Here is an 11890-nt window from a genome sequence, read left to right on the forward strand (position 1 = left end):
CAGTCCAACCCTCAGGCACGCGTCCGGCGGGTGCGGGCCGAGGCTGCCAGTTGGCCAAGTACCGACGCCGTCACGTCCCAGTCCATGCAGGCGTCCGTGACGCTCTGGCCGTAGACCAGCTCGTCCCGGCCGGCTTTGCCAGCGGTTTTGCCTGCGGCTGCGACGGCGGCGTTGACCTCCAGGGTCTGCGCCCCGCCCACCAGGAAGCTCTCCAGCATGACGCCGGCGATGGCCCCGGCCGCGGCTCCGGCACTTTCCAGCTGGGCACCGATTTCAAGGGCGACCTCGGCCTGACGGTGGTGGTTCTTGCCGCTGTTGGCGTGGCTGGCGTCGACGATCAGGCGGGGGTTCAACTGCCTCGCGGCGAGTTTGGCGGAGGCCGCTGCAACGTCAGTGGCGGAGTAGTTGGGGCCCTTGCGTCCGCCGCGGAGGATGACGTGGGTGTCCGGGTTGCCGGCGGTGGCCACAAGGGCGGCCCGGCCGTCGTCGTCGATCCCGAGGAACGCCTGGGCGGCAGCGGCGGCGCTGCACGCATCCAGCGCCACTTGGAGGTCGCCGTCTGTCCCGTTCTTGAAGCCGATCGGCATGGACAGCCCGGAAGCCAGCTGGCGGTGGATCTGGCTCTCCGTGGTGCGGGCACCGATAGCGCCCCAGGCGACCAGGTCCGCGACGTACTGCGGGCTGATGGGCTCAAGGAACTCGGTGGCGGTGGGCAGGCCGAGGGCGGTGACCTGGCGCAGGAACGCCCGGGCCGCGCGCAGGCCCGCTGCGATGTCGTGGCTGCCGTCCAGCCGGGGGTCGTTGATCAGGCCCTTCCAGCCCACCGTAGTGCGCGGCTTTTCGAAGTATGTGCGCATGACGATCAGCAGGTCTTCGCGGTGCTTCTCCGCCTGGCTTACCAGCCGGCGGGCGTATTCCAGCCCGGCCTTTGGATCGTGGATCGAGCAGGGACCCACAATGACGAGCAGCCGGTCGTCCACACCGTCCATGATGGCCCGGACCTCGTCCCGGCCCCGTCCCACGACCTCGGCCAGGCGGGCTTCCAACGGCAGTTCCGCCATCAGGTCCTGCGGAGTGGGGAGCGGGGTGAACTCGCTGACGCGCAGGTTCGAGGTGGAGTGCTGGGTGCCGGGGGCTGCTTCGATGCTCATGTTCGGGTCCTGTTCCGGATGCGGAGCGGGCCCTGATCAGAACCCGCCGGAGAAATGGCGAAGGGCAGAGAATAATCTCTGCCCTGTTGGCTCTGAAGGAAAGTTGGATGCGTGTCAGTTAGACGCGGGCCCCTCCAGAGCCAACGAAAAATACGCATACCAACGGTTAGTCATAGCGTCGACCATAGCTCCGGAGCCGCGGCCGGGGCAAACGCCGGGCGTAACAATTCGCCGTGGCCACCCCCAGGACGCCGCCCCGGCTCTCGGGAGTGCAGTTCGCGGCAGTGTTTGGCGTGGCAACGTCAACTGGCCGGCACCAACACGTCGCGAAGTGTCACTTGGACGCACACCGGCACCACCTAGAGTGTGAATGAACCCAGCACGAGCATCCCCTCACTCCGACCACTATGGAGGCAGCAATGACGCAGACCGTCCCGCCCGGCAACCCCGAGGCTCCGACCACGCCCGGGGCCACCGCCACGGATCCTGGGGCGTCCGCGCCCGGGCAAGACGCAGAGGCAGCGGCCGGCCGTGGACTCCCTGCCGCATTGAAGCGGCGTGTGCCCAAGTACGCCGACCTTGCCCCCCTGATGCAGTTCAAGAAGCCGGAGTTCAGCCGGGCCGCCAGGCTGCGCCGGGCGAGCACCATCTGGGACCTGCGGGACATGGCCAAGCGCCGCACGCCCCAGGCGCCATTCGACTACACCGACGGCGCCGCCGAGGCCGAAATCTCCCTCCGCCGCGCCCGCCAGGCGTTCCTGGACATCGAGTTCCGGCCCGGGGTCCTGCGGAACGTCTCCAGCATCGACCTCCGCACCGACATCCTGGGCGGGCCGTCCCGGCTGCCGGTGGGGATCGCGCCCACCGGTTTCACCCGGATGATGCAGTCGGAGGGCGAATACGCCGGCTCCCAGGCCGCCGCAGCCGCCGGCATTCCCTATACCCTCTCCACCATGGGCACGGCATCCTTGGAGGACGTGGCCGCCGCCGCGCCCACGGGCCGCAACTGGTTCCAGCTCTACCTGTGGACGGACCGGGACCGTTCGCTGGAACTGATCCAACGTGCCGCCGCGGCGGGCAACGACACCCTCATGGTCACGGTGGACACCGCCGTCGCCGGCGCCAGGCTCCGCGACGTCCGCAACGGCATGACCATCCCGCCCGCCCTGACGCTCAAGACCGTCCTCGATGCCTCCTACCGGCCCGCATGGTGGTTCAACTTCCTCACCCATGAACCGCTGACCTTCGCATCCCTCTCCCGGTACACGGGCACGGTCGCGGACCTGATCAACTCCATGTTCGACCCCACCCTGACCTACGCCGACCTCGACTGGCTGCGCGAGACCTGGAAGGGCAAGCTCGTGGTCAAGGGCATCCAGACGGTCGACGACGCCCGCAAGGTGGTAGACCACGGCGCGGACGGGATTGTGCTCTCCAACCACGGCGGCCGCCAGCTGGACCGGGCACCGATCCCGTTCCACCTGCTCCCCGAGGTCTCCGCCGCGCTGAAGGCAGACCGCAGCGACGCGGCGATCATCCTGGACACCGGCATCATGAGCGGCGCGGACATCATCGCCGCCCTCGCCCTCGGCGCCGACTTCACGTTGATCGGCCGCGCCTACCTGTACGGGCTCATGGCCGGCGGACGGGCAGGGGTGGACCGCGCCCTCCAAATTCTGGAGAAGGACATGGAACGCACCATGGCCCTGCTGGGCGTCAGCCGGATCGCGGACCTCACCCCGGATCACGTGCGGATCCTCGGCAGGTAGCACGCCCGATTGCGTAACAGTGCGCGTGGGCAAAGCGCGTACCCCGGGAGGCATACGCTGACGGGACGGGTTACTTCTTGCGGCCGAACTTGGGCAGGTTGGCCAGGAGATCGGCGGCCTTGGTGGCCGCCCGCCCCACGGTCCGCCCGATCTGCTGGGGCATCTTGTCCTCCCCCGCCGTTCCCACCGGGATGACGACGGCGGGGCTCAGCGGACTGCCGGCAGGGCGGGCCGCCAGTGCTGCAGCGGGCTGCGCGGCGACTGGCTGCGGGACGACGGGCTGCGGGACGGCCGCTCCAGCCAGGGCATCCGGGACGGCGTAAGGGCTGGATTCGGGCTGGCGGGCGGCGGCCGCGTCCGCTGCCGCGGCGGGGCCGACGTCGAACGCCTGCAGCCAGTTGGCGATCCCGGCGAGCGGTTTGGGGTTGAGCGTGTAGTACCGCTTCTGGCCCTGGGCGCGCATGCTCACCAGGTCCGCTTCGCGGAGGACTTTGAGATGCTTGGAAATGGTGGGCTGGCTTGCTTCAAGTTCCTGGACCAGTTCCCCCACTGCTTTGTCCCCCTTGCGGAGGGCTATCAGAATGTCACGCCTGGTTGCCTCAGCAATGACGGCAAATACGTCGTCTGTCACCATGCCCTCCACACTAGCGACATATACGCCAGATGGCATCCACCAATTGCTGCCTTGGTGCTGGCCCTTAGCCCGGGCTCGGACCTAATCGAACCAGGGGTCCAGTCCGTGCAAGGGAAACACTGCCTTGCGGGTGGCCATGATGGTGCGGTCCACCTCGTCGTTGGGGTCGAAACCCACTTCCCAGGACCGCCACCAGAGGTCGACGTCGTCGCCCATCGCCTCGGGGGGCTCCACACCGAACTTGGCCCCGTACTTGTCAGTGACATAGCGTCGCCACTCCTCCGGAACCGGTGTGCGCAGCGGTACTGGGCGGCCGGCGGCGATGGCTATCAGGTGGCTCCAGGACCGCGGCACGACGCTGACGACGTTGTAACCGCCGCCCCCTGTGGAAATCCACCGGTTCCCGCAGTAGCGCGCGGCCAGGTTGCCGATGGCCGTGGCGGCCTCGCGCTGGCCATCCACGCTGATGTTCAAGTGGGCGAGCGGGTCCAGCCGGTGCGAGTCGCAGCCGTGCTGGCTGACTATAACTTCCGGCTCGAACGCGCCAATGAGCTGGGGCACGACGGCGTGGAAGGCCCGCAGCCACCCGGCGTCCGCGGTGCCGGCCGGGAGGGCGACGTTCACGGCGCTGCCCTGCGCGTCCGGGCCGCCGATCTCGTTGGCGAATCCGGTGCCCGGGAAGAGGGTCAGCCCGGACTCGTGCAGCGAAATAGTCAGCACGCGCGGATCGTCCCAGAAGATGCTCTGCGTGCCGTCGCCGTGGTGAGCGTCGACGTCGACGTAGGCCACGCGCTGGACACCGCCGTCGAGCAGCCGCTGGACCGCGAGGGCGGCGTCGTTGTAGATGCAAAAACCGCTCGCGCGGTCCCGGGAGGCGTGGTGCATCCCGCCGCCGAAATTCACGGCCCGCACCGCGCTGCCGTCCAGGATAGCTGCGGCCGCGAGCAGGGAGCCGCCGGCCAGCCGGGCGCTGGCTTCGTGCATGCCGGCAAAGGCGGGGTCGTCCTCGGTTCCCAGGCCCCTGGCGTGGTCGGGGGTATCCGGGTTTTCGCTGACACGCCGCACGGCCGCCACGAACTCCGGGCTGTGGACGGCGTACAGCTCCGCGTCGGCGGCGACGTCCGGTGCGGCCACCGTGACGTGGTCCAGATCCAGCAGCCCCAGGCTGCCGGCCAGCTTCGCGGTGAGCTCCATGCGCTCCGGCGCCATCGGGTGGGAGTGGCCAAAGTTGTAGGCGGTCATGGCAGGAGCCCACACCACCGTCGTCGGCAGCGCGGTCTGATCGAGTCCGGGCAGGAATGTCATCAATCACAGGCTACCCGAGCGGTCCCCGGCTTCCCGTGCGTGCAGGGGTGCTCCCCACGGCCATTACCGAACTTTAGTGGTTTACTACTTGGGGAAGCAGTTTCAACCGAGGAAAAACATGACGCAAAGCCAGTCGAGGTCCACGAGCCCGACCAACTGGCAGCCAGGTATGCCGGAGCGGGAAGGCCTGTGGATCTTCACACGCCTGCGTGACTTCATTGACGGCATCGCAAACAGCTCACCGGCCCGCCTGGCACTCTCGGCGTTCGGCCTCGTGATCCTGGTCTTCACCGCTTTGCTCTCGCTGCCCTTGGCTTCCGCGACGGGACAGGTCACACCACTACATCAGGCGTTCTTCACCGCGGCGTCCGCTGTCTGCGTCACGGGCCTGACCGTGGTCTCCACGGCTGTGCACTGGTCCTTCTTCGGCCAGCTCGTGATCCTGGTCGGCATTTTCGTGGGCGGCTTGGGCACTTTGACCCTCGCGTCGCTGCTGGCGCTCATGGTCAGCAAGAGACTCGGTGTCCGCGGCAAGCTGATCGCCCAGGAGGCCATGAATGCCGGCCGGCTCGGCGAAGTCGGCACGCTGCTCCGGATCGTGATCGTGACGTCCGTGGTGATCGAGGCGGCTTTGGCGCTGGCTCTTATCCCCCGCTTCCTGATCCTCGGGGAGAGCTTCCCGCAGTCTCTCTGGCACGGCATCTTCTACGCAATTTCATCTTTCAACAACGCCGGTTTCACCCCGCATTCGGACGGAATCGTCCCCTACGAAACCGATCTCTGGATCCTCGTCCCGCTCATGCTCGGCGTGTTCCTGGGCAGCCTGGGCTTCCCCGTTGTCATGGTGCTGCACCAGAACGGGCTGCGGTGGAAGAAATGGAACCTTCACACCAAGCTGACCATCCAAGTCTCCTTCATCCTCCTCGCCGCCGGAACGGTCCTCTGGGGCTTCCTGGAGTGGGACAACCTGCGCACCATCGGGGACATGGACCTCGGCGACAAGATCACGCACGCGCTGTTTGCCTCAGTCATGTTGCGGTCTGGCGGCTTCAACCTTGTGGACCAGAACCACATGGAGTCCACCACCATGCTGCTCTCCGATGCCCTCATGTTCGCCGGCGGCGGCTCGGCCTCCACGGCCGGCGGCATCAAGGTGACCACCATCGCGGTGATGTTCCTGGCGATCACCGCCGAGGCCCGCGGCGACGCCGACGTAAAGATCTACGGCCGCACCATCCCGGAGGGCACCATGCGCGTGGCCATTTCCGTGATCGTCGCCGGCGCCACCCTCGTCTCGGTCTCGGCCCTCCTGCTCCTGCACATCAGCCATGCCTCCCTGGACCGGGTCCTGTTTGAAACGATTTCCGCCTTCGCCACGGTGGGCCTAAGCACCAACCTCAGTGCAGAGTTGCCGCCGTCGGGCGTTTACGTCCTCGCTTTGCTCATGTTTGCCGGGCGCGTTGGGACGGTCACCCTTGCCGCAGGCCTGGCCCTGCGCCAGCGCAGCCAGCTGTACCACTACCCGGAAGAGAGACCCATCATTGGCTAGTTCCTCAGGCGCCGTCAACCGCCCCGCCCACAACGCCCCCGTGCTGGTGATCGGGCTGGGCCGTTTTGGCGCCTCCACCGCAGAGCAACTGGTTAAGCAGGGCCGGGAGGTCCTGGCCATTGAACGCGACCGCACCCTCGTCCAGAAGTGGGCGAGCGTCCTGACGCACGTCGTGGAAGCCGACGCCACCAACATCGACGCCCTCCGCCAGCTCGGCGCCCAGGAGTTCAGTTCTGCCGTGGTGGGCGTGGGCACCTCGATCGAATCCTCGGTGCTGATCACCGTAAACCTCGTGGACCTCGGGATCGAACACCTCTGGGTCAAGGCCATCACGCCCTCGCACGGCAAGATCCTGACCCGGATCGGCGCCAACCACGTCATCTACCCGGAGGCTGACGCCGGTGTCCGCGCCGCGCACCTGGTCTCCGGGCGCATGCTGGACTTCATCGAGTTCGACGATGACTTCGCGATCGTCAAGATGTACCCGCCGCGCGAGACCGTGGGCTTCACCCTCGACGAGTCCAAGGTCCGTTCCAAGTACGGCGTCACGATTGTAGGCGTGAAGTCCCCGGGCGAGGACTTCACGTACGCGCGGCCGGAAACCAAGGTTTCCTCGCGGGACATGCTCATTGTTTCGGGCCACGTGGACCTGCTCGAACGGTTCGCCGCCCGCCCCTAGGCCACAACCTGCGGTCGCCGGTGCCCGAAATGACCGCGGTTGGCGGCCGGGAACCGGCGGCCGCTGACCCCTGGGCCAGAGCCGGCAGGTTCAGGCGAGCTGCCGGGTGATTTCCGCTGCGCGCGCAGCGGCCGCGCGGGCGCCGTCGGCGATGATGGCCGGCAGTCCGCGCTCGTCAAACGTGGCGATGGCCCGTTCCGTGGTGCCGTTCGGGCTGGTGACCGCCTTGCGCAGGGTGGAGGGATCCGCGCCGGGTTCGGCCAGCATGAAGCCCGCCCCGGCGACGGTCTCGCGGGCCAGCAGCAGGGACAGCTCCGGATCCAGGCCCAGCTGCGCGCCGGCCTCCGCCATGGCCTCCGCCAGGTAGAAGGCGTAGGCCGGGCCGGAGCCGCTGATCGCGGAGAGGGCGTCCACCTGGTCCTCTGGGATCTCCACCACCGTGCCGGCGGCTGCGAGGAGGTCCTTGGCGTGCTGGAGCTGCCCGGCGGAACAGTTGGTCCCGGGTGAGACGGAGACGACGCCGCGGCCCAGCTTCGCCGGCGTGTTCGGCATGGCGCGGATGACGGGCTGACCGGCCGGCAGCGCCGCCTCCAGCTGCTCCAGGGACACGGCGGCCGCGACGCTGATGACGATCGTGTTCGGTGACAGGGACCCGCTGATTTCCCGGGCCAGGTCGGCGATGCCCACGGGCTTGACGCCAAGGATTACGACGCCGGAGCCGGTGGCCGCCTGCTTGTTGTTGTCGGGCTCTTCTTCGCCCGCGATGGCCGTGATCCCGTGGTGGCGCTGCGCCAGCTCGGCCGCGCGCTCGGCCCGGCGGACAGTAGCGACGATATCGGCCGGGTCGACGCCGCCGTCGATCAGCCCGCCGAGGATTGCCTCGTTCATTGACCCACAGCCCAGGAATGCGATTCGGTTGCTCATGCCCCCATCATTGCAGTCGGACGCGATTCCCAGCCAGCTCACACCTTCGCCGCAGTCAGCGCACAATTTCGGCCCCTAACGTAGGAGCTACCTCATTGAGGGTGCGAGTGATGCAGCAGGCATGCGGATGCCTGCGCGGCACCGGTGGTTTGCAGCGGATTTTCCCATTTTTCCCGCAGCGGACCGCCGGTGCCTTTGCCGTTTAAGGGCCCGGCGGCGGACGGGCACAGGCACGCCGGGGGACGCCGTCGGATTGCCAGCTAACCCACAGGGAAATTTCGCCGGACGCCCAAGATCGGCCTCTATCTTGGAAAGTGCCTCAACAGGTGCGAGTGATGATAGTCGGCTCCCCGGAGCCGTCGGTGCGCCGGGCGATTGACAGCAGAGTTCCCCCAAGTCCTGCTCCAATCGCCCGGCGCTACTCCTTTTAACCGGCTTTTAACCGGCGTTAACCGCCCGCAGTAGGGCGGGGGCGGTGCCTAACCGGCTCCGCCGAACGCCGGGCTGCCGAGCTTCTCCTCCAGGAACCGGCGCTCCGCGGCGCTCCCTGCCAACGCCAGGGCCTGCTTGTAACCTTCGGCGGCCTCCGGATAGCGGCGCAGACGCATCAGGAAGTCCGACCGGATGGCGTGGAAGAGGTAATAGTTCTCCAGTGGCAGTTCCTCAACCGCGGCCAGCCCGGCACCCGGCCCGCGCAGTTCGGCAAGGGCGACGGCGCGGTTCAGCGCTACGACCGGTCCGGGCGCGACGGCCAGGAGCTGGTCATACAGCTGCAGGATCTGCGTCCAATCCGTGTCCGCGGCGGTCGGGGCGTCGCTGTGGACGGCGTTGATCGCCGCCTGGAGCTGATACGGCCCGGGACGGTTCCGGCGCAGGCACCGGCGCACCAACTCCTGGCCTTCATTGGCCAGGGCGCTGTCCCAGCGCCCCCGGTCCTGGGCCACGAGCAGCACGAGTCCGCCGTCGGCGGCAAACCGGGCGGCGCGGCGGGACTCAATGAGCAGCATCAGCGCCAGCAGACCCGCCGCTTCCGGCTCGTCCGGCATCAGGGACGCCAGCAGCCTGCCCAGCCGGATGGCTTCCGTGCATAGCTCCGCGCGGGCTGGGCTGTCCGCGGGGCCCGCGGTATAGCCCTCATTGAAGATCAGGTAGAGGACCGCCAGCACCGATTGCAGCCGCTCGGGCAGTTCGGCGCCTTGCGGGACACGGTACGGGATCTTGGCATCGCGGATCTTCGCCTTCGCCCGGACCAGCCGCTGTGCCATGGTTGCCTCCGGCACCAGGAAGGCCCGGGCGATCTCCGCCGTCGTCAATCCACCCAGCAGCCGCAGGGTGAGGGCCACCTGGGCGGATCTGGCCAGGGCGGGGTGGCAGCAGGTGAATATCAGCCGCAAAGTGTCGTCGTCCACGTCCTCGACTCCTGACTGTTCCGCCAGGAACTGCTCTTCAGCGGCCGGCGCGGATCCGGTCCCGGACCGCGCCGCCGCCAGCCAGGCCGCCTGCGCATGTTTGTCCTCGCGTGATGCCTCCCTCCGCAGCCGGTCGATCGCCCGGTGCCGCGCCGTCGTGATGATCCAGCCGGCCGGGCTGGGCGGGATGCCCGCCGACGGCCAGTGCTGGACGGCCGCACTAAAAGCATCCTGGACGGCGTCCTCGGCAATATCGATGCTCCCGAACGTCCGCGTCAGGACGGCTACGGCGCGGCCGTATTCGCGCCGGAACACGCGGGCAATGTCCGCCTCGGTCGCGCCGTCATGTGCACCATGGTCGCCCACCGGAGTCCCCTCGGCCCCAGCTAGTGCTGGAAGGGACGGACTTCAACGGGAAGAGTGGTGGCGCCGGCCAGCTTCCGCGCCCAGCCAAGGGCCGCGTCCAGGTCTTCGGCCTCGATCACGGTGAATCCGCCGAGGTGCTCTTTGCCTTCGGTGAATGGCCCGTCGGTCACGAGGATCTCGCCGCCGCTGGGCCGGAGGACCGTCGCGGACTCCGCGGGGTGGAGCCCCGCGGCGAACACCCAGGCCCCCGCCGCCTGCATTTCATGGTTCAGGGCCGCCAGGTCACGCATGATCGGCTCGAGGAACTCAGGGTCCGGGGCGGGCCCGTCTGGCTGGTAAATGCTGAGCAGGTACTGCGTCATTTCGGATGCCTCCTTGGCGAATCAGCCGGCGGTGTGCCGGCCTCTCAGCTAATACACGATCGGGGACGCTCCGGATCGACACGGTCTCGGCACGGTCTCGGCACGGTCGCGGGCCCGGGCGGTCTCAGGAGGCTTTTTCCGGCGACTGGAGTCGCGCCGGAGGTTGCTCCGCCACGTGCGGCGCGGCGTCGACGGGCCCCTCAAACACCAACTGGTCCAGGCGGCGGAGGATGAGTCCCTCACGCAGGGCCCACGGGCACGTCACCAGGCTGTCGAACTCGAACATCTCCAGCGCCGCTTCCGCGACGAGGGCGCCGGCGAGGACCTGCGGCGCGCGGGCCTCGGAGACGCCGGGCAGGTGCAGCCTGTCCCCTACCTCCATGGCGGAGATCCGCTGCGCCCAGAGCCCCAGGTCCAAGGCCAGCAGCTCCCGCTTGACGTAGGGCCCGGCGGCGCTGGGGGCGGCGCCGGCGATCCTCGCGAGGGACCGGAACGTCTTGGACGTGCCCGCCACGAGGTTGGGCCGGCCCAGCTTCTCAAATTTGCGCACGGCGGGTTTGAGCGTGGAGCGGATGTAGCGGCGCAGCTCCTTGATGCTCTTGGCCGAGGGCGGGTCCTTGGGCAGCCAGTCGCGCGTCAGCCGGCTGGCGCCGAGCGGAACGGACATCGCCAGCTCGGGCAGCTCGTCCTGTCCGAGGGCCATCTCGAAGGAGCCGCCGCCAATGTCCAGGTTCAAGATGGGCCCGGCGCCCCAGCCGTACCAGCGCCGGACGGCGAAGAACGTCATGGACGCCTCTTCGCTGCCGGAGAGCTCCCGGAGGGTGACGGTGGTTTCATGCTTGACGCGGGCCAGGACGGCCGCGCCGTTGGTGGCCTCGCGGATGGCCGAGGTGCAGAACGCGAGGAGGTCGTCGGCCTTGTGCTTGGCCGCGAATTCCCACGCCTCAAGGACGAACTCGACGAGTTCATGCTGCCCGGTGTCATTGATGTTGCCGTCGTCGTCGAGGAACTGCACGAGCGAGAGCCGCCGCTTGTGCGAGGCGTAGGGGACCGGACGGGCGCCGGGATGGGCGTCGACCAGGAGGAGATGGACAGTATTGGACCCGATGTCGAGGACGCCTAGACGCATGGTGCCATTATTCCCCCCAGGGGACGGCTGGCCTAGCCGCGACGGCGGTATTCGCGAAGAATGGCGCTCTTCGCGAATACCGATGCCGCGGGCTTAGGCCGGGTCGCCGTCCTGCGCCGGTCGGTCCGCTGCCCCAGCGGCGGGCTGGGCGGCGCCGTCGGCGGGCTCCGCAGTGGGCTGGCCGGCGTCGTCGGCGGTCTCGTCCGTGGGCTTGAAGTCGCGGCGGATGTTGGCCACGCCCTCCGGGTCTATTTCGAAGCCGTAGGCGGCCCCGGGGTTGATCACCATGCCGAGCTCTGCGCCGAGGTTGCCGATGATCGCGGCGCCCTGCGTGCCCAGCACGTTCGGGGCGGCGGCGAGATACTGCTCGGTGACGCGGCTCGGGTGCGAGAAAACGGCCAGGACGGGCTTGCCGGAGGAGTTCGCGAGGACCAGCGGCTCCACCTGCGAGTCGGGGCCCTCCAGGGCGTCGGAGCTGACCACGTAGACCTCGTTGTTGAGGAAGGCGAGGATCACGTCCACCGGGTTGGCGTCCGGCTGCTCCCCCCGGGCAAGCTGCTCCTCGAGTTCGTTCAGCGGCTGGTTATCCAGGTGTGCGGGCTGTTCAGTCATA

Annotated in this window: 10 protein-coding genes and 1 pseudogene; 3 read left to right on the top strand and 8 right to left on the bottom strand. The window is 68.3% G+C overall.

Translation table 11 applies throughout. The annotated features are described in order from the left end of the window. Positions 1-11: 11 nt before the first annotated feature. A complete protein-coding gene (locus ACFRJ8_RS17815) occupies positions 12-1151 on the bottom strand; it encodes a 3-deoxy-7-phosphoheptulonate synthase (protein WP_377987519.1) in 1140 nt (379 codons plus the stop codon). 419 nt (positions 1152-1570) lie between these two features. Here ACFRJ8_RS17815 and ACFRJ8_RS17820 point away from each other — a divergent pair, with 419 nt between their 5' ends. After that, positions 1571-2920 carry an alpha-hydroxy-acid oxidizing protein gene (locus ACFRJ8_RS17820; protein WP_377987520.1) on the top strand — a complete coding sequence of 450 codons (1350 nt, stop codon included), beginning with the start codon at positions 1571-1573 and terminating at the stop codon, positions 2918-2920. Positions 2921-2990: 70 nt separating this feature from the next. Here ACFRJ8_RS17820 and ACFRJ8_RS17825 read toward each other — a convergent pair whose 3' ends face one another. Together ACFRJ8_RS17825 and ACFRJ8_RS17830 are read right to left on the bottom strand one after the other, a co-directional pair. After that, a complete protein-coding gene (locus tag ACFRJ8_RS17825) occupies positions 2991-3554 on the bottom strand; it encodes an ArsR/SmtB family transcription factor (protein ID WP_377987522.1) in 564 nt (187 codons plus the stop codon). 81 nt (positions 3555-3635) lie between these two features. Next, the gene (locus ACFRJ8_RS17830) at positions 3636-4859 is read right to left on the bottom strand and encodes an acetoin utilization protein AcuC (protein WP_377987523.1); all 1224 of its coding nucleotides are present in this window, start codon (positions 4857-4859) and stop codon (positions 3636-3638) included. Positions 4860-4977: 118 nt separating this feature from the next. Here ACFRJ8_RS17830 and ACFRJ8_RS17835 point away from each other — a divergent pair, with 118 nt between their 5' ends. After that, positions 4978-6408 carry a TrkH family potassium uptake protein gene (locus tag ACFRJ8_RS17835; protein ID WP_377987524.1) on the top strand — a complete coding sequence of 477 codons (1431 nt, stop codon included), beginning with the start codon at positions 4978-4980 and terminating at the stop codon, positions 6406-6408. 40 nt (positions 6409-6448) lie between these two features. Beyond that, on the top strand, positions 6449-7087 hold the full coding sequence (locus ACFRJ8_RS17840; RefSeq protein WP_026266712.1) for a TrkA family potassium uptake protein: 639 nt from the start codon (positions 6449-6451) through the stop codon (positions 7085-7087). A gap of 90 nt (positions 7088-7177) precedes the next feature. Here ACFRJ8_RS17840 and proC read toward each other — a convergent pair whose 3' ends face one another. The 5 genes and pseudogenes from proC to ACFRJ8_RS17865 all read right to left on the bottom strand — a co-directional run. Beyond that, positions 7178-8011: a pyrroline-5-carboxylate reductase gene (proC, locus tag ACFRJ8_RS17845; RefSeq protein WP_377987525.1), complete on the bottom strand. Its 834-nt coding sequence runs from the start codon at positions 8009-8011 to the stop codon at positions 7178-7180. 479 nt (positions 8012-8490) lie between these two features. After that, the gene (locus ACFRJ8_RS17850; protein WP_377987526.1) at positions 8491-9786 is read right to left on the bottom strand and encodes an RNA polymerase sigma factor; all 1296 of its coding nucleotides are present in this window, start codon (positions 9784-9786) and stop codon (positions 8491-8493) included. 20 nt (positions 9787-9806) lie between these two features. Continuing rightward, positions 9807-10148, bottom strand: coding sequence for a YciI family protein (locus ACFRJ8_RS17855; protein ID WP_277527263.1), 342 nt, complete (start codon positions 10146-10148; stop codon positions 9807-9809). 124 nt (positions 10149-10272) lie between these two features. Continuing rightward, positions 10273-11277: a Ppx/GppA phosphatase family protein gene (locus ACFRJ8_RS17860; RefSeq protein ID WP_377987529.1), complete on the bottom strand. Its 1005-nt coding sequence runs from the start codon at positions 11275-11277 to the stop codon at positions 10273-10275. Positions 11278-11475: 198 nt separating this feature from the next. After that, positions 11476-11889, bottom strand: a pseudogene (locus tag ACFRJ8_RS17865) (SseB family protein); the annotation flags it as partial. Position 11890: the final 1 nt, after the last annotated feature.

The sequence above is a fragment of the Arthrobacter sp. NPDC056886 genome (assembly GCF_042788715.1).
Taxonomy (GTDB): Bacteria; Actinomycetota; Actinomycetes; order Actinomycetales; family Micrococcaceae; genus Arthrobacter.